The sequence below is a fragment of the Clostridium merdae genome (assembly GCF_900176635.1).
Taxonomy (GTDB): Bacteria; Bacillota; Clostridia; order Oscillospirales; family Acutalibacteraceae; genus Faecalispora; species Faecalispora merdae.
In genome coordinates, this window is sequence record NZ_FXLN01000003.1 from 136,472 (window position 1) to 154,756 (window position 18,285).

General features: G+C 47.0%; 15 protein-coding genes. 1 reads left to right on the forward strand and 14 read right to left on the reverse strand.

What is annotated here, in order from left to right:
- Positions 1–112: 112 nt before the first annotated feature.
- The 10 genes from purF to CAN90_RS02595 all read right to left on the reverse strand — a co-directional run bounded on the left by purF (position 113) and on the right by CAN90_RS02595 (position 14,393).
- Entirely contained in the window at positions 113–1,564 is a 1,452-nt protein-coding gene (gene purF, locus CAN90_RS02550) for an amidophosphoribosyltransferase (protein WP_085832263.1), read from the reverse strand.
- 143 nt (positions 1,565–1,707) lie between these two features.
- Positions 1,708–2,412 carry a phosphoribosylaminoimidazolesuccinocarboxamide synthase gene (gene purC, locus CAN90_RS02555; RefSeq protein ID WP_085832264.1) on the reverse strand — a complete coding sequence of 235 codons (705 nt, stop codon included), beginning with the start codon at positions 2,410–2,412 and terminating at the stop codon, positions 1,708–1,710.
- A 173-nt stretch (positions 2,413–2,585) separates the two neighbouring features.
- On the reverse strand, positions 2,586–5,804 hold the full coding sequence (gene carB, locus CAN90_RS02560; protein WP_085832265.1) for a carbamoyl-phosphate synthase large subunit: 3,219 nt from the start codon (positions 5,802–5,804) through the stop codon (positions 2,586–2,588).
- Complete coding sequence (locus CAN90_RS02565; protein ID WP_085832266.1) at positions 5,801–6,877, reverse strand: carbamoyl phosphate synthase small subunit; 1,077 nt, start codon at positions 6,875–6,877, stop codon at positions 5,801–5,803. The genes carB and CAN90_RS02565 overlap by 4 nt, the downstream gene beginning before the upstream one ends.
- A 201-nt stretch (positions 6,878–7,078) precedes the next feature.
- Positions 7,079–8,299 carry an LL-diaminopimelate aminotransferase gene (locus CAN90_RS02570; RefSeq protein ID WP_085832267.1) on the reverse strand — a complete coding sequence of 407 codons (1,221 nt, stop codon included), beginning with the start codon at positions 8,297–8,299 and terminating at the stop codon, positions 7,079–7,081.
- A gap of 47 nt (positions 8,300–8,346) precedes the next feature.
- Positions 8,347–9,180: a diaminopimelate epimerase gene (dapF, locus tag CAN90_RS02575; RefSeq protein WP_085832268.1), complete on the reverse strand. Its 834-nt coding sequence runs from the start codon at positions 9,178–9,180 to the stop codon at positions 8,347–8,349.
- Between the two features lie 83 nt (positions 9,181–9,263).
- Entirely contained in the window at positions 9,264–9,797 is a 534-nt protein-coding gene (locus CAN90_RS02580) for an ANTAR domain-containing response regulator (RefSeq protein WP_085832269.1), read from the reverse strand.
- A 47-nt stretch (positions 9,798–9,844) separates the two neighbouring features.
- Complete coding sequence (gene glnA, locus CAN90_RS02585; protein WP_085832270.1) at positions 9,845–11,179, reverse strand: type I glutamate--ammonia ligase; 1,335 nt, start codon at positions 11,177–11,179, stop codon at positions 9,845–9,847.
- 901 nt (positions 11,180–12,080) lie between these two features.
- Entirely contained in the window at positions 12,081–13,367 is a 1,287-nt protein-coding gene (gene eno / locus CAN90_RS02590; protein ID WP_085832271.1) for a phosphopyruvate hydratase, read from the reverse strand.
- A gap of 237 nt (positions 13,368–13,604) precedes the next feature.
- Positions 13,605–14,393 carry a ZIP family metal transporter gene (locus tag CAN90_RS02595; protein WP_085832272.1) on the reverse strand — a complete coding sequence of 263 codons (789 nt, stop codon included), beginning with the start codon at positions 14,391–14,393 and terminating at the stop codon, positions 13,605–13,607.
- Positions 14,394–14,505: 112 nt separating this feature from the next.
- Here CAN90_RS02595 and CAN90_RS13665 point away from each other — a divergent pair, with 112 nt between their 5' ends.
- Complete coding sequence (locus tag CAN90_RS13665) at positions 14,506–14,679, forward strand: hypothetical protein (RefSeq protein WP_187138285.1); 174 nt, start codon at positions 14,506–14,508, stop codon at positions 14,677–14,679.
- A gap of 140 nt (positions 14,680–14,819) precedes the next feature.
- Here the strand turns inward: CAN90_RS13665 and CAN90_RS02600 are convergent, their stop codons facing one another.
- The 4 genes from CAN90_RS02600 to CAN90_RS02610 form a co-directional block, all read right to left on the reverse strand.
- Positions 14,820–15,332 carry a ferritin gene (locus CAN90_RS02600; RefSeq protein WP_085832273.1) on the reverse strand — a complete coding sequence of 171 codons (513 nt, stop codon included), beginning with the start codon at positions 15,330–15,332 and terminating at the stop codon, positions 14,820–14,822.
- Between the two features lie 225 nt (positions 15,333–15,557).
- Positions 15,558–16,787, reverse strand: coding sequence for an HD-GYP domain-containing protein (locus CAN90_RS02605; RefSeq protein WP_085832274.1), 1,230 nt, complete (start codon positions 16,785–16,787; stop codon positions 15,558–15,560).
- Between the two features lie 137 nt (positions 16,788–16,924).
- On the reverse strand, positions 16,925–17,101 hold the full coding sequence (locus CAN90_RS13670; protein ID WP_187138286.1) for a hypothetical protein: 177 nt from the start codon (positions 17,099–17,101) through the stop codon (positions 16,925–16,927).
- A 338-nt stretch (positions 17,102–17,439) separates the two neighbouring features.
- Entirely contained in the window at positions 17,440–18,282 is an 843-nt protein-coding gene (locus CAN90_RS02610; RefSeq protein ID WP_085832275.1) for a deoxyribonuclease IV, read from the reverse strand.
- Positions 18,283–18,285: the final 3 nt, after the last annotated feature.

An 18,285-nucleotide genomic window follows, 5' to 3' on the forward strand; every position in this document is an offset into this window, starting at 1 on the left:
CCTCCAAGCGTATTTCCAATCAAAATTAAGAAAGAAAATTCCTTTTATAAGCCAGCGTTTACTCAAATAAAATTAATTTCCACGATGGCTTACTAAAAGAAGGAATCTCTTATTATAAGCGCTGTATTGGTGTGCAGTAGCTTTGCGGCCTGTGGTCAATCATCTCCTGCGGAATCTCAGTGGGGTACTTCCCGGAGAAGCAGGCATCGCAATAACCCGAACACTTGCCTTTCAGCATGTCGGGCAGGTTGTCGAGCGACAAAAATGCGAGGGAATCTGCATAATTCATCTGAGCGATTTCTTCAACAGTATGCTTAACGGCAATTAAATCTTCTCTGGTGGGAATATCGGTCCCATAGTAGCAAGGCCACAAAAAGGGCGGCGAGCTAATGCGCAGGTGAACCTCTTTTGCTCCGGCATCCTTGAGCATAGACACAATGCGTCCGCTGGTGGTGCCACGTACAATGGAATCATCTAATAAAACTACTCGCTTGCCGCGCACTTCGCTCTCGAGAGCGTTGAGCTTAATTCTTACACTTCGCTCGCGTTCCAATTGTGTGGGCTTAATAAAGGTACGGCCAATGTACGAGTTCTTTACAATTCCCTTTTGGTAAGGGATGCCAGATTCCTCACTGTACCCAATCGCGGCATCGATTCCAGATTCCGGCACACCAATTACCACATCGGCTTCCACCGGACTTTGGCGAGCGAGCAAACGACCAGCCTCTTTGCGGGATTCGTAAACACCGAGGCCGTCAATTTTGCTGTCGGTACGGGCAAAATAAATATACTCGAACACACACAAGGAGCGATTTGCCGGTTTTTTATTGTAGTGGTATTTTAGCCCACTGGGGCCCGCGGCAATCAGCTCACCGGGCTCAACATCGCGCACAAATTCCGCACCCACGGCATCAAGTGCACAGCTTTCGGACGCAAACACAATATCGTCGCCGATTTTACCCATACAAAGCGGGCGGAAACCATTGGGGTCACGTACGGCAATCAGCTTCTGCGGGCTCATAACAAGCAGAGAAAACGAGCCCTCCACCTTCTGCATGGCACGGAATACCGCTTCTTCAATGGAAACCGCGCCCACTCGCTCTCGGGCAATCATGTAAGCGATAACCTCAGAATCAATGGTGGTTTGAAAAATGCAGCCGTTTTTCTCTAGCTCACGGCGTAACTCATGGGCGTTGGTTAAATTGCCATTGTGGGCAATTGCCAGCGTACCCTTAATATAGCGCATAACAAGTGGCTGGGCATTTTCACGAACACTGTCTCCCGAAGTGGAGTAACGAACATGAGAAAGCGCGATTTGCCCGCCCAGACGATTCAGAACCGAATCGCTGAACACTTCGGACACCAGCCCCATGTCTTTGGAGTAAGAAATCACGCCGCTGTCGTTCACGGCAATGCCGCAGCTCTCTTGCCCACGGTGCTGTAAAGCCAAAAGGCCATTATAACAGGCATAAGCAGGCGGAATCTCTTTTCCGTCCTTACTGTAAATCCCGAATACACCGCATTCCTCGTGCGGCTTCCAGGAGGTATCTTCAAAATTCGTCAACGAATTCACTCCTCATTAGTCTTTGCAAAGGTATTTTTAGAACTACCACCTAAAAAAGACGGTGGGTTTCTCTCTCTGCCTTAGGCAGAAAGAGAAACCGTCCCTTTTACTGTAAGTCGCTTTCAAAAGCGGCTGTATTTGCATTACAGGCCAATGCGCTTCATCACTTCGGCATAAGCCTCTTCCACGCCGCCTAAATCGCGGCGGAAGCGGTCTTTGTCGAGCTTCTCGTGAGTGTTGATATCCCAGAAGCGGCACGTATCGGGGGAAATTTCATCCGCAAGAATAATTTTGCCGTCGCAGCGGCCGAACTCAAGCTTAAAATCGATGAGCTCAATATTGACAGAGCGGAAAAATTCGCACATCAGCTCATTGATGCGCAGAGCCATTTCACTAATGGTGTCTACTTCTTCCTTTGTTGCAAAGTCTGCGGCAAGAATATGGTATTCGTTCACCATGGGGTCGCCTAGGTCATCATTTTTATAGCAGAACTCCAGCACTGGGGTGCGCATGGGAGTTCCCTCCTCCAAACCAAGGCGCTTGGCAAGGCTGCCGGCAGCTTTATTGCGGGCAATCACCTCAAGCGGAACAATCTCTACTTTTTTCACAACCGTTTCACGGTCGCTTAGCTCTTCTACAAAATGAGTGGGAATACCGTTCTTCTCCAGCATTTGGAACATAAAGTTGGACATACGGTTGTTTACAACACCCTTGCCCACTATGGTTCCCTTTTTCAGGCCGTTGAATGCGGTAGCATCATCTTTATAATCCACAATGTATAAATTGGGATCCTCCGTGGTGTACACCTTTTTCGCTTTTCCCTCGTAGAGTAATTTTCCTTTTTGCATGATTCTTTTCCCCCTGTTCTTGTTTCCGTATGCAGGCTTTTCTAAAACTCGCACACATTCGTTTAAGACAGATCCGCTGGCAGGCGCCGCGGGAATTTATTAGAATCTCACGCCGATTCGGCAGTATTTACTGCCGACGGCTGAGAGAGACTTAAAACGACTAGGGCTTTCTCTTATAAGAAAACCAGGAAAGAGGATACTTTGGTAATATCAACCACAGAAAGATTGGTGCTCTCCACATGCTGCACGCAGCGCAGGAAGGCATTGGCTGTATCGAGCGAGGTAAGGCACGGAATACCGGCCTCCACCGTATTGCGGCGAATGAAGAAGCCGTCGCGGCGGTGCTCGGCGCCCTTGGAGGGCGTATTGATAACCAAATCGATGGTGCCGGAAAGGATGACATCGAGAATATCGGGAGATTCACCGCCTACTTTATTTAGGCGGGTATTTGGAACGCCGTTCTCTTCCAAATACTTAGAGGTTCCCTCAGTGGAATAAATGCTCCAGCCAAGGTCACGCAGTCCCTTTGCAAGAGGAAGAACCTCTTCTTTATCCTGATCCTTTACGGTGATAATCACATTGCCATTGGTAAGCAGGTGCATACCCGCTCCCTGGAATGCCTTAATCATGGCCTCTTCAAAGCTTTTTGCAATACCGAGCACCTCACCGGTCGATTTCATCTCCGGCCCAAGGTTTACGTCTGCCCCGTAGAGCTTTTCAAAAGAGAACACCGGCATTTTAATGGCAATGAGTGCTTTGTTTGGCTGTAAGCCATACTGGTAGCCCATCTCCGGCAAGGTTTCACCAAAGAATGAGCGAACCGCAAGGTGAACAATCGGAATATCGGTAATTTTGCTAATATACGGCACGGTTCTGGAAGAACGAGGGTTGGCCTCAATGATATAGACCTGCTCATCCTTTACAATGAACTGGATATTTAGAAGACCCTTTACCCGCAGTGCAAGTGCCAGCTTTCTGGTGTAATCCACAATGGTGTCTTCCACCTTCTTTGAGAGGCTCTGTGCCGGGTAAACGGAGATACTATCTCCCGAGTGAACGCCCGCGCGCTCTACATGCTGCATAATGCCGGGGATGAGAGAATCTACGCCGTCGCAGACGGCATCCACCTCTACTTCAATACCCATGAGGTACTTGTCCACCAAAATGGGGTGTTCCTGCGTGATGGTGTTAATAATTGCAATCTGCTCGCGAATGTCGTTGTCGTTATAGGCAATATCCATTCCCTGCCCGCCCAGCACATAAGAGGGGCGAACCAATACGGGGTAGCCAAGTTCATTTGCAGCTTTGAGGGCTTCGTCGCAGGTAAATACCATACGTCCTGCGGCGTGCGGAATCCCACATTTTGCAAGAATGGCATCAAAACGTTCACGGTCTTCTGCTTCATCAATGCTGTCAAAACTGGTACCAAGCAGCGGAACGCCCATTTTTTCAATGGCTCCTGCCAGCTTAATGGCAGTTTGACCGCCGAACTGAACGACGGCTCCATCGGGCTTTTCCAGTTCTACAATATGCCAAACGTCCTCTGGAGTCAAGGGTTCAAAGTATAGTTTATCTGCTATATCGAAATCTGTGCTGACTGTCTCCGGATTATTGTTCACAATAATGGTTTCAAAGCCAAGCTTTTTGAGTGCCCACACACTATGCACCGAGCAGAAGTCAAATTCAATACCCTGACCAATTCGAATGGGTCCGGAACCGATAACCATAATTTTCTTACGGCTATTTTGAGGGCGTGCTTCATTTTCATCGCCATAGCTTGAGTAATAGTAGGGTGTTTCTGCCTCAAACTCTGCGGCGCAGGTATCAACCATTTTATAAACAGGCTGAATGCTCCACTTGGTTTTCAGCTCACGAATTTCTTCAACGCTGATACCGGAGAATTTCCCAACCGTTTCATCCAAAAAGCCGAATGACTTGGCTTTCAGGAGCAGTTCCTTACTCATGGGTTCATTGACCAGACGCTTCTCCACCGCAATAATGGACTGAAGCTTTTGCAGGAACCAACGGTCGATTTTGGTCACGCTGTGAATTTTCTCCACCGCAAAGCCACGGCGCAGGGCTTCTGCTACCGCAAACAGGCGGCGGTCATCCACTGCGTGAATGCGTTCCGAAACGTCTAGGTCTGAAAGACCGTCGAGCTCGGCATCGGTTAAATCGTACATGTTCTGTTCTAAGCAGCGAATCGCTTTCATGAGGGCCGCTTCAAAGGTGGGTGCAATTCCCATTACCTCACCGGTCGCCTTCATCTGGGTGCCTAGGCTGCGACGGGCATGAACAAATTTATCAAACGGCCACTTGGGGATTTTTACAACGCAGTAATCGAGCGTCGGCTCAAAGCAGGCATAGGTTTTCTTTGTAATGGCGTTCTGAATCTCATCGAGCGTATAGCCCAGCGCAATCTTGGAAGCCACCTTTGCAATCGGGTAACCCGTTGCTTTGGAAGCCAGCGCAGAGGAACGGCTCACGCGGGGATTCACTTCAATAACGCAGTATTCAAAGCTTTCCGGATTCAGAGCAAACTGAACATTGCAGCCGCCCTCTACCTTCAGCTCGTTGATAATTGCAATAGAGGCGCTGCGCAGCATCTGAATCTCTTTATCTGCCAGAGTCTGGCAGGGCGCAACCACAATAGAGTCGCCGGTGTGAACACCAACGGGGTCGAAGTTTTCCATGTTGCAAACGGTGATGCAGTTGCCGTTGCCGTCACGAATTACCTCATACTCAATCTCTTTCCAACCGGAGATACAGCGCTCAATGAGAACCTGCGTTACACGGCTGCGGTGCAGGCCCAGAGAGGCAATAGCGTGAAGCTGCTCTTCTGTGTAGGCAATACCGCCGCCGCTGCCACCTAGCGTGTAAGCCGGGCGCACAACTACCGGGTAGCCAATGCGTTTTGCAATGAGGATACTGTCTTCTACGGTTTCTGCAATTTCGCTTTCGGCACAGGGCTGCTGAATGCGCGCCATTGCTTCTTTAAACAGCTCACGGTCTTCTGCCATACGGATAGTATCGGCATTGGTGCCAATCATGCGAACATTATGTTCGGTTAAGAAGCCGGTTTCTTCCAGCTCAACTGCCAGATTCAATGCATTCTGACCGCCAAGGGTCGGCAGAACACTGTCGGGCTGTTCTTTTAAGATAACCTTTTTCAGGGTGTCAATCGTAAGCGGTTCAATGTATACCTTATCGGCAATCTCGCCATCAGTCATAATTGTTGCCGGATTGGAGTTAACGAGGATGACCTCTACCCCTTCTTCACGCAACGCACGGCATGCCTGTGTGCCTGCATAGTCAAACTCTGCGGCCTGACCTATGACAATAGGGCCAGAGCCAATAATTAAAACTTTCCGGATGCTATCAATTTTACTCATATGCGGCCCCCTCCCATCAAATCCATAAAGCGGTCAAACAAAAATCCTGTGTCGAGCGGACCGGAGCAAGCCTCCGGGTGGAACTGCACCGAGAACACACGGCCATTCTTATAATCAAGGCCTTCCACGCTCTGGTCGTTCATGCTCACATAGCTTACCTCTGCAATAGCAGGGTTAATAGTGCCTGCATCCACCACATAGCCGTGGTTCTGCGAAGTAATATACACGCGGTTGGTTTTCAGTTCTTTTACCGGGTGGTTAATGCCACGGTGGCCATACTTGAGCTTGTACGTATTCGCTCCCTGCGCAAGCGCCATGAGCTGGTGCCCCATGCAAATTGCAAAGGTGGGAATACCGCTGTCATACACACGCTTTAATTCTGCTACCTCTTTTACGCAAGCCTGCGGGTCACCCGGGCCGTTTGAAAGCATGATGCCGTCTGGGTTCCACGCCTTAATTTCCTCAAACGAAGCCGTGTTTGGGAAACGGCGAACTGTGCAGCCCCGGCGGGTTAGGGAACGAATGATGTTCTGCTTGGTACCGTAATCGAGCAGTGCCACTTTCACAGAGCCATTGCCATAATCGCGTGTATCTTTGGTGCTTACCAGTGAAACGCCGTTCGGCACACAATGAGCTTCGATACTGCGCTTCATTTCTTCCTTATCAATGGAATCGCCAAAGCAAATCATGCCTCGCATGGTACCGCTCTCCCGCAGGCAGCGGGTAAGCGCGCGGGTGTCTATTCCGCTGATTCCGGGAATGTGGTTGTTCTTTAGGTATCCATCTAAATCAATATCGCAGCGAAAATTGCTAGCGATTCCCGAAACAGAGTGAACGATAAACGCCTCCACCCAAGGGCGCTCTGCTTCGGCATCTTCATAACAAATTCCGTAGTTGCCAATCATAGGGTAGGTCATTACCACGCCCTGGCCAGCATAGCTAGGGTCTGTGAGAAGCTCGGTATATCCGCACATAGCGCTGTTGAATACAACCTCGCACAAGACATCGCGCGGTTCCCCAAAGCCCTGACCCTCACAGGTCATTCCGTTTTCCAACATCAAAATTGCTTTCACGCTAAAACCACCATTTCTTCGCGCCGCTATTTTACAGTTACTGTGGCAGCGCGCGACTTGCCACAGCACGGAGTAAGTTAAGTTTCATTGGCGGTATCCCCCCGCCGGTAGGCCCTGCTGCCGAGTTCTCCTCTCGGCCGCCAAACAGCCAGAGCTGGAGCATTCCCGGCGGCAGGGCCGCTGTAACCTGAATTGTGACGGTTAGGCTTGAAAGGACTCGATGATTCTTGCCACAGCCTTTTCCGTGTTTTCTTTGGTATTAAAGGAGGTAAGGCGGAAGTATCCCTCGCCATTTAGGCCAAAGCCGGAACCCGGAGTACCAACAACGCCCGTTTTCTCCAGCAATAAATCAAAGAATTCCCAAGAGGTAAGACCGCCGGGAGTCTTAAGCCAAATATAGGGGGAATCGATACCGCCGTACACTTCAAAACCTGCGGAAGCCAGACCCTCGCGAATGATTTTCGCATTGTTTTGGTAATAGGCAATATTTTCACGAATCTGCTTTGCACCCTCTTCGGAATACACCGCCTCTGCCGCACGCTGAATTACGTAAGGCACACCATTCATTTTGGTGGATTGACGGCGGCTCCAAAGGCGATTGAGAGATGCTCCGTCGAACTCCAGCTCCTTAGGTACTACGGTGAATGCACAACGGGTACCGGTAAAGCCCGCGGTTTTCGAGAAGCTACGAAACTCGATGGCACAGGTTCTTGCGCCTTCAATCTCATAGATGCTGTGTGGTACATTTGGAGTTGTAATAAATGCTTCATAGGCAGCATCAAAGAGGATAAGAGACTTGTTCTCATTCGCGTAATCCACCCATTTTTTCAGCTCTTCTTTGCTAATGCCCACACCAGAGGGGTTATTGGGGAAGCAAAGGTAAATTAAATCGACCGGCTCTTTGGGAAGCTCCGGCAGAAAGTTCTTTTCTTTTACGCAGGGCATGTACACTATGCGGCTCCAGCCCTTGCCCTCCACATATTCACCGGCACGGCCAGCCATTACGTTTGTATCAACATATACGGGGTAAACGGGGTCGCAAACAGCAACTACGTTGTCCTGCCCGAAAATATCGCCAATATTGCCAGTATCGCACTTGGCACCATCACTGACAAAAATTTCGTCGATATCAATGTTAACACCGCGCTTGATAAAATCATTCTCTGCAATGGCCTTGCGGAGGAATTCGTAGCCACACTCCGGGCCGTAGCCACGGAAGCTTTCCATTTTTCCCATTTCGTCGGCGGCATTCTTCATTGCGTCGACTACTGCCTGCGGCAGAGGAAGTGTAACGTCGCCAATGCCCAAACGAATGATGGGGCGATCGGGATTATTTTTCACAAATTCATTGACTCTCTTCGCGATATCAACAAAGAGGTAACTTGGCGGAAGCTTCACGAAGTTTGAATTGACCTTTAGCATACTACAATCTCCTTTAATATCGTTTCCTATATCCATTCGGGCAGTTCTTAATCGATTTGCCCGTCAAACACAAATTCTGCGGGGCCCTGCATAAAGACCTCGTCCGTTTCCTCATCCCAACGGATGTTCAGGTCGCCGCCCTTTAGGTGAACGAGTACCTGCCGCCCGGTTTTTCCGCCCAGCGCACAAGCAACTGCAACCGCACATGCGCCGGTGCCACAAGCCCATGTTTCGCCGGAGCCGCGTTCCCAAACACGCATTTTCACTTCGTTCTCCGCAATCATCTGCACGAACTCGGTATTTACACGCTGGGGGAACATATGGTGAAATTCAAACGAGGGGCCAATTGCCTCAAGCGCAATGGCGTCCACATCATTTACAAAGGTTACGCAATGCGGGTTACCCATTGAAACGCAGGTAACACGGTATTCTTTGCCTGCGACCTCCAGCGGATGGTCAATCACCTGCTCCGGCTCAAACAAGGTCGGTATTTTTGCGGCAATCAGCTCAGGCTTGCCCATGTTAACCGTTACGCTGGTAACGTGGTCGTTTTCATCCACGGTTAAAAACAGTGTTTTCACACCGCTTTGGGTGTCTACTGTTAGGGTTGTCTTTTTGGCAATGCCACGCTCGTACGCATATTTGCCCACGCAGCGAATCCCGTTGCCGCACATCATGGCGCGGGAGCCATCCGCGTTGTAAATATCCATTGAGCAGTCTGCCTTATCACTGGGGCCGATAAGAATGATTCCATCGGAGCCAACTCCAAAATGCCTGTCACTCAGGCGAATGGAAAGTGCGGCAGGGTCTGCTATGGGCTCATCAAAACAATTAAAATATAAATAATCGTTGCCGATGCCGTGCATCTTTGTAAACTTCAAACCTTACTCCTCCTCTATGCGATACAACTCTGGCTTTGCCTTTTGTGCCCATCCCAGCAGAAATAATTAATAACGGGTCTGCTTTAGAACAACTCCAGCACAATAGCCGCAATTTCTATAAGCCGTTTTCCCGTATCCATACTCTTTTTTTGGATGAATCGATGTGCCTGTGCTTCCGTAAAATAATTGCGCTCCATTAAAAGCAGCTTTGCTCGCTGAAGAAGCTCTTTCGAATCTTCTTCAAAATTCCTGCGAACCGGTATCCCCGGTTCTGGAAGATTTAGAAGCATATTAACAGAAGCAGTTAAATCTGGTTTGTTCAGCGGTGTCATTAGGCATGCCGATTCCAGCTCTGCGGCTATTTCAGCTTGATGCGGTTTTACCACAAAGAGAAAATCGTAGCTTGGGGCCATTTGCGGAAGCTCCCACGCCGCCATAACGTCCTGCAAATCGAGCGTACTCACAACCACTCCGCCACGGTAATGGTAACTGGTCATTTCCAGAAGCTGAGCACCCGTGGTGCAAGTGCCGTACACCAGCACTCCTCCTGATTTTAACACTGCGCCAATCCGTCGGGCAGAGTCTTTATTTGGATTTGCAACAATTACACTGCCCATTCACGGTCACACCCCCGTTGGAAAAATTGGTACCTTAGCGGCTGCTCTCAGAATTTCTCGAGATATTCCTCTAGCTCCCATTGGGTTACCGTGCTGTTAAAACGGTTCCATTCCTGCTCTTTGGCTTCAATGTACTTTTGGTACACATGCTCACCCAAAACCTCGCAAAGAAATGGCTCTTGCTTTAATTCCTGAACCGCTTCAATCAGATTCGCGGGGAGGCAGTCAATTTCTTTCTCTTGCCGTTCGTCGGGCGTCATATCGTATATATTGGAACCAACCGGAGCGGGCGGTTGCAGCTCCTCACGAATACCCTCGAGCCCGGCGGCAAGCAAAACCGCCAGCTGCAAATACGGGTTTGCCGCAAGGTCTGGGTTGCGTAGCTCAACGCGTGTGCCAATTCCCCTTGCACTCGGTACGCGTACCAAAGCACTGCGGTTGCCGGTCGTCCATGCAATGTAGCGGGGGGCTTCATAGCCTGTTACAAGGCGTTTATAGGAGTTTACAATCGGGTTTGTAAACGGGCAGATAGCTTTTATATGGCGAATTACACCCGCAATAAAGTGGTGCGCCAATGAGCTAAGCCCGTTTTCACTTTCGGGGTCATAAAACACATTTTCCCCGTTTTTAAAGAGAGAAATGTTTGTATGCAAACCCGAACCTGCCTGACCAGAAAGCGGCTTTGGCATAAACGAGGCGCAAAGACCATGCGCATTCGCTACGTTTTTCACCACCATTTTAAAGGTCATCATTTGGTCGGCGGCACACAGTGCCTCCTGGTATTTAAAATCGATTTCATGCTGTGCCATCGCAAGCTCATGGTGAGAGGCCTCTACCTCGTAGCCCATTTCTTCCATGGTAAGGCAAATATCGCGGCGGGCACTCTCTCCCAAATCGGCAGGGCCAAGGTCAAAATACCCGGCAGTGTCGTGTGTAACGGTAGTGGGGTGCCCAAACTCATCCGTATTAAAGAGGAAGAATTCGCACTCAAGCCCCACATTGAGGGTAAAGCCCATATCGGCAGCATTTTTAAGAGCTTTTTTCAATATAAAACGAGGGTCACCCTCAAAAGGAGTTCCATCCGGCTTGTAAACATCGCAGATTAAACGGGCAGTTTTACCGCCCAGCTGCCTGCTCCACGGCAGAATCAGGAACGTGTCTAAATCCGGGTGCAAATACATGTCGGATTCCTCAATGCGAACAAAGCCCTCGATAGAGGAACCATCGAACATGCACTCATTGTCCAGAGCCTTTTCGATTTTCCCGCTGGTGATGACCACGTTTTTAATCGCGCCGAACATATCGGTAAACTGCAGTCGGATAAAGCGGACGTTATTTTTCTGAATCTGCTCCAGAATATCCGCCTTTGTATACCTGCTCAAACACCTCTACCTCCTTAAAAATAAAAACAGCAAGGCCGCTCTTTGTCAGAACCTCCTCGCTGTTTCAAAATTTATGAATAATATCGTATATATTGTAACTATTTATACGTTACTTGTCAATCGTTTTCCGAGTACTTCTCTTATTTTATGGTAATGCACAAATTTCCCCGTTTCGCCGATTCATTTCCTGCCTTTCTCACAGATTACAGGCCATATTTCACCTCAATTCTTCCACCTTGCTGCTTTGCAAGAATGCACAGCCCTAACGATTTTTCTGCACAAATTGCCAGATACAAGAAGATTTTTTTGATTATTATGCAGGAATTTCATTGAAAAAATGCAGATTCATGCCTAGTTTCGCATACATAGTAAGCTTGATATGCAAGGATGCCCATGTAAGGCTATCTTGTGTGCGATCGAAAAAAGAACGCTATCTCTTTACAAATTTAACTTTGCTAACTTTAATTGACAAAAAACAGTAGAAACGAGCGTAAAACGCGCCCAAACAGCGGTGTATTGGGATTTTCTATCTAATTTGATGCAAAATACCAATCATTATAGATTCCTGAAAAAAGAAAGAAATCATCTCAATTGTTACTGAATAATTATTCACTAACGCCGTAATAAATCAGGTTATTTTTCTCTCAAAACATGCAAAATAGTAAAATTCAATTGTAATAAATATATTTATTAGGGTGGGCTTAAAGCGGTCTTACGTTACCGTCAAAATTTTATAAACGACACATTTTACTTCAAAATAAGCGGGCTTTGCTTGATTTTGCGCTCTTGTTTCTGCAAATGTAGTTTTAACAAAAAAGAAATAAATACAGACTTTAGAAAAGGCAATGAAGATTAATCTTCATTGCCTTTTCGCTCCGCTTCATCGCAGAGAGCTATTCAATTATTTGCAGTCGTAGCAAGCCTTACCCGGGTAACGGGAAGATTTATCCAAGCCCTCTTCTATGCGAAGAAGCTGGTTGTACTTTGCAACACGCTCACTGCGGCTGGGAGCACCGGTCTTAATCTGGCCTGCGTTCATCGCAACCGCCAAATCAGCAATGGTGGTGTCCTCTGTTTCACCGGAACGGTGAGACACAACGGCAGTATAGCCTGCGCTATGAGCCATTTTAATAGCATTGAGTGTTTCAGTCAAGGAACCAATCTGGTTGAGCTTAATCAGAATGGAGTTACCGCAGCCGAGCTCAATACCCTTTTGCAGGCGCTCCGTGTTAGTTACAAACAAATCGTCGCCAACAAGCTGAACCTTGTCACCCAAACGGTCGGTCAGCTTCTTCCAGCCATCCCAGTCTTCTTCGTCAAGGCCATCTTCAATGGAGCGAATGGGATATTTGGAAACCAAATCCTCCCAGAATGCAATCAATTCATCGGTGGTATAGTGCTTCTGGCTCTTCGGCAGCAGGTAGGTGCCTTTATCGCTCTTCCATTCGCTGGAAGCCGCGTCAATTGCCAGCATGAAATCATCATAGGGCTTGTAGCCAGCCGCCTCAATGGCACGAAGCAGGTACTGAACTGCCTCTTCGTCGCTCTTCAGGTTCGGCGCATAGCCGCCCTCGTCGCCGACCGCAGTGGAGAGACCTTCTTTTTTCAGAATTGCTGCCAGAGAATGGAATACCTCTGTGCACATACGCAGGCCTTCACGGAAGTTCGGAGCGCCAACAGGCATAATCATAAACTCCTGAATGTCAACATTGTTTGCCGCATGAGCGCCGCCATTTACAATGTTCATCATAGGAACCGGAAGAGTGTCAGCAGCAGCGCCGCCCAAGAAGCGGTACAGCGGAACACCCTGTGCCTTTGCAGCGGTCTGTGCAGCAGCAAGAGAAACTGCCAGAATCGCGTTTGCACCCAGGTTCGATTTATCCTTGGTTCCATCGAGCTCAAGCATCGCAGCATCAATGGCAGCAACATCAGAAACGTCCATGCCAATCAGGCGGTCACGGATGATGGTGTTGATGTTTGCAACAGCCTTCTGAACGCCTTTTCCGCCAAAGCGGGCTGCGTCCTTATCTCTTAGCTCCAACGCCTCAAACTGACCCGTAGAAGCACCGCTGGGAACAGCCGCACGAGCTGATACGCCATTTTCCAGTAAAATCTCCGCTTCAACGGTTGGGTTTGCGCGGGAATCCAAAATCTCCCTGCCTTTTACGTCTTTGATTTGATAAGCCATAAAACCGCTCCTTTATATTTATTGGCAGCATCTTAATATGCGCCGGTATAGCAGCTTAGTGATAGAAAAGCAAGCTGATATTGCCTTCCACACCCATAAATATATCATATGTTTTTATTTTGTCAAGCGAATTATAAGCAATCGGACATACAAGAATTCATTAGAAAAATAGCCATTTTTTCCTCACTAAAAGTGGAGGCGAATGCACGGTATCTCAGTATTGGTACGAAATAGAATTTAGCCCAATGCCACATCTAGTATCATCATCAAAACAAAACCGCCCATTACGCCTAGTGTTCCCACATTGGAATGCTCCCCGCGGCTAGCTTCGGGTATGAGCTCCTCTACAACAACATAGAGCATTGCACCTGCCGCAAATGCCAGCAGCCAAGGCATGAATGAGAGCACATGGCTTGCCAGAAGAATGGTGACGATTGCAAACACCGGCTCTACCGCACCGGAGAGCATCCCGCCCAAAAAGGATTTGGATACGCTAAGGCCTTCTTTTCGCAAAGGCAAAGAGATAGCGGCACCCTCGGGGAAGTTTTGAATTCCCATACCGATGGCAAGTACAACCGCCGCACTAAGTGCTCCCTGCTCTCCACTTTGCATTGCGAGTGCAAAAGATAGCCCCACGGCCATGCCCTCTGGAATATTATGTAGGGTAACGGCTAAAAACAATAGCGTAGTTCTCTTCCATGAGGAAGAAACACCCTCCGGCTGGCTTTCTCCCAAATGCAAATGCGGGAGCACATTATCCAATGCCAAAAGAAAGAGGCCACCTAATATGAAGCCTCCCGCAGCGGGAATCCACCCTACCTGCCCTTGTTGTTCTGCTTGTTCTATCGCTGGAATTAACAGCGACCAAACCGAAGCAGCAATCATAACACCACTGGCAAAGCCCAACAACACCCTTTGTACATTTTCGTTAATCGTACCACGAAAGAAAAACACGAGCGCCGCACCCAACGTAGTCATAAAAAACGGGAACGCAAGGCCAAACGTTAGCCAAGAAACTGAGTTCATAACATCTCCTATTCTATTTCTAAAAGAAAAACAGATTGCGCACTGCATATGGCGCAATTTCCCTGCCATAAAGCAGAGCCAAACCACACATAGTAAAACAGGGTGATACTTTGTGAAAGCAGAAAATTTAAAAGATTTGATTCGCAGAAGCAGCAGTAGCAGGCAATTTTTTATGTCTCTGCCCGTTCCGGATCAAATGGAGCTGCACCGGTACAACGAGCATGTTAAAACAGCGGACCAATTGCGCCGCTATGCCGATTACCTGCAAACCAATGGTCATTTATAGTTTCCACTTTTACCGGTGTAACAAAAAAGGGTTTGTCCTGTTGGGCAAACCCTTTTGCGGTTCATGGACTAAGGTGGTAACAACCATGTGAATTACACATAATGTTACGCCGTTATCCGTTTACCCACAGACTGTTACTCTTACAGTACTAAGCTGGGTGCCGCATACACTCTGGCTGCCAACTCTTGATCCAGCAGGTACAAGCCCTTGGAGTCCGAACCGAACAGCTCTATTTTTTTAATAATCGTTTCTGCATTGGTCTCTTCTTCGCCCTGCTCTTTTACGAACCAGTCAAGAAACTGCATGGTGCGAAAATCTTTTACCGTATAAGCCTCTTCATAAATTTTATGAATCAGGCTGGTTACATATTGCTCATGTGCAAGCGAGGCCTTTGCTGGGCTAATTAAATCACTAAATTTTGTATCGGGTTTTGCAATTGCCTCCAAAACGATTTTCTCGTTATTGTTCTGCAAATATTGCAGGAACAGCATTGCGTGGTCACGTTCCTCCTGCGCCTGAATCTGGTACCAATTGGAGAAACCATCCAGCCCTTCGTCCTTATAGTAATTGGCAATATCCAAATACAAATAAGCTGAGAAGAACTCTTTATTAATTTGCGTATTGAGCAGCTCTACTACTTTTTCATTTAACACAAATATCACTCCTTTGGTTTTTTAACATTTAACTGCCAGTATGGCTTTACCCGCAATATATAACATATTATTGAGAAGCTAAACCATTCCTTTGCAGTGAAAAAACGATTGTATTTATATATTCTTATTATACCATGTTGCCTTTGTAAAACAAGACTACATAATAGAAAAAATGCCAGCATTCCCATTCATCTTCTTGGTGAAAATTGATAATCAATCTTATTTTTAGAAAAATTGCTTTTTCTTTATAAGCTTTAAATCCTCCTCATAAAACACAACGCCCAGAACCGCTTCAATATCCTTTACAATCTTAGCGTCAATCAAGCCTTGTTTTGCCATTGTGTCTAAAATGCTCACGGCATCTTCATGAGAGAGTGCGGGGCGGTAGGGTCTGTCTTCCGTTAATGCTTGGTATATGTCTACACAAGCAAGCATACGAGAGTTAAAATCAAGCTGCTCCGCAGTTAAACCGTAGGGGTACCCCTTGCCATTGAGTTTTTCGTGGTGGTTCGCTGCCCATTCAGTAATATCTTCAAAGCCTTGCACCATTTCAAGCGCCTTGCGGGTGTAATAGGTATGCGATTGTACCACATCAATTTCTTCCCGAGTAAGGCTTCCGGGTTTATCTAATATTTCATTAGGTACCATAATCTTCCCTAGGTCGTGCAGATCTGCTGCAATGCGCATTTTCCAATACTCATCTTCTCCATAACCATAGTACCGGCACAAGATGCCCACTTTTTTACTGATACCGCGAGAGTGTCCGCCAGTAAAGGGGGACTTCGCATCAATAATATTACTGTACAGCTGTGAGATACGGCGAATATTGCGAAAACCAATTTCTTTGGTTTGCTGGGGAAGCAGCCGCTCCAGCTCCGCCTCAATAAACATGGGCTGCATATTGAGCCAGAATTCCCCATGCTGCGATACGCGATAAAAGAGCTGCAATAGCTCGGGGTCGTAAAGGTGCGAGTCTTTTTGCAGCATCGCCATAATGTCGCGTGTAGGGTTCCCCTGTGCATACTCCACTGCAATTCGGTTTGCCAAAGAGATTAAACGAGAGTAAAAAGGAATATCTTCTCCTGTCTTACCAAAAAAACCGCTTCCATCGTAGTTTTCATGGTGATACAAAATAACACCGGAAATGGGGTTGTTAAAGGGGAAGAAAGACACGTTTTCTTCCCCTATTTCACAATGCCGAACATTATTTTCTAGCCCAGCCATATTGACCGGCCCTCTGTCTAACAAAGAGCGCGTAATTCCATTGTCGTGCAAAAGTGCATAAGAAATTAAATCAAAAAAGTCTGACTGCGGAAGATTTAATAATCTTGCAATTCGAGCGCAAATATACGCTACATGTCTGGTATGATTGGAAACGTCTTTGAGTAAATCTCTTTCCACAAAATCCAAGGTAAAGGAAAAGGAAAGTAGCATTTGGTTCACATTTAGTTTCATGATTCAGCCTCTTAATTTCGCATCCGATTGCTTAGCTATGTAAGTATAATTCCAGAAAAATAATATTTGTAATTATTTTATCGGATGTTTCGTCTGAAAATGAATGATTTTAGGAAAAAACTTCCATGCCCTTAAAATTAAATACGGTACTTCGACTTCCAGTCGATAAGCTGCCGCAATATTTCATCACGGGATTCTCCCTTTTTCAGCGCCATGTCGTCTAAAAGGCGGTAAAAGCTAGGAAAACCCGTACCAAAGGGGTCTTTCACCTGCTGAATTCTGCGGTCCATTTTTTTAATTTCATCCTGCGTCACAACATTACCCCCTATTTTAAATAACCTTTATTCACTAAATTCCCTTTTTACACCGCATTATTGAAAAGAAACGAATTTTCAATATTTTATTTACAAAATATTCTTATTTATTTGTTATATTATAACATGGTTAAGAATATTAATCAATTTTGCTTCACATAAAATAACATAAAATGAATATTTCTCTTTTGGAATTTTGACTATTCTACATAATGAAATGCGACTTCTTAGCTGTTTGCTTTCTAATTTGCTATTAAATCTACAAAAAAAGAAAGGCTAAATGACATAGCCTTTCTTCACAATATGAGCAAATAATTTCTATTAATAAAGCTTCTAATTTATTCCTGCTTTTCGTGGTATAAGCTTCTTAGCAATGCGATTTCCTTTGCATAGCCAGGAAGCTCATTCGGTGTTTCCAAATAAAAAGGAAGATTTCGCAAAACCGGATGATTGATGATACGTTCCATTGCAGAAAGGCCCAGACTGCCCTCACCAATTTTTTGGTGGCGGTCTTTATGGCTACGAAAGGGATTCATGCTGTCGTTGAGGTGAATGGCCTTTAACCTGCTAAGGCCTATTTCTTTGTCAAACTGGGTTAGTACACCATCCAAGTCATTTACCAAATCGTAGCCGGCATCATACACATGGCAAGTGTCTAAGCATACGCCCATCTTATCCTCTAAAGAAACTTGGTCTATTATTTGGCGTAGCTGTGAAAAAGTGCAGCCTACCTCAGTGCCTTTCCCAGCCATTGTCTCAAGCAGCACCGTAGTGGTTTGCTCTGGAGTTAATATGGCATTGAGCACCTCCGCAATCAGTGCAATACCAACCTCTTCCCCTTGGCCGGTGTGGCTGCCGGGGTGAAAATTATAATAGCTGCCGGGAAGGTATTCCATCCTCTGCATATCATCCTGCATTACCATGTGTGCAAACTCTCTTACCTTAGGGTCGGCAGAGCAGGCATTCAAAGTGTAGGGAGCGTGAGCCAATATGTGGCTGATTCCCTCCTGCTTTGCTAAATCGCGAAGCGCGGCTGCGTCGTTTGGGTCAATCTCTTTTGCCTTGCTGCCACGTGGATTGCGCGTGAAAAATTGAAATGTATTAGCACCAATGGAGAGTGCATCCTTCCCCATTGCGTAAAACCCTTTTGCAGACGATAAATGGCACCCAATTTTTAGCACGGT

Coding starts and splice junctions, on each gene's coding strand:
- carB (WP_085832265.1), bottom strand. CDS start 5,804: ATGAGTAAAATTGATAGCATCCGGAAAGTTTTAATTATTGGCTCTGGC.
- CAN90_RS02580 (WP_085832269.1), bottom strand. CDS start 9,797: ATGGGCAGTGTAATTGTTGCAAATCCAAATAAAGACTCTGCCCGACGG.
- CAN90_RS02605 (WP_085832274.1), bottom strand. CDS start 16,787: ATGAAACTAAATGTGAACCAAATGCTACTTTCCTTTTCCTTTACCTTG.
- eno (WP_085832271.1), bottom strand. CDS start 13,367: ATGGCTTATCAAATCAAAGACGTAAAAGGCAGGGAGATTTTGGATTCC.
- CAN90_RS02595 (WP_085832272.1), bottom strand. CDS start 14,393: ATGAACTCAGTTTCTTGGCTAACGTTTGGCCTTGCGTTCCCGTTTTTT.
- purC (WP_085832264.1), bottom strand. CDS start 2,412: ATGCAAAAAGGAAAATTACTCTACGAGGGAAAAGCGAAAAAGGTGTAC.
- CAN90_RS02570 (WP_085832267.1), bottom strand. CDS start 8,299: ATGCTAAAGGTCAATTCAAACTTCGTGAAGCTTCCGCCAAGTTACCTC.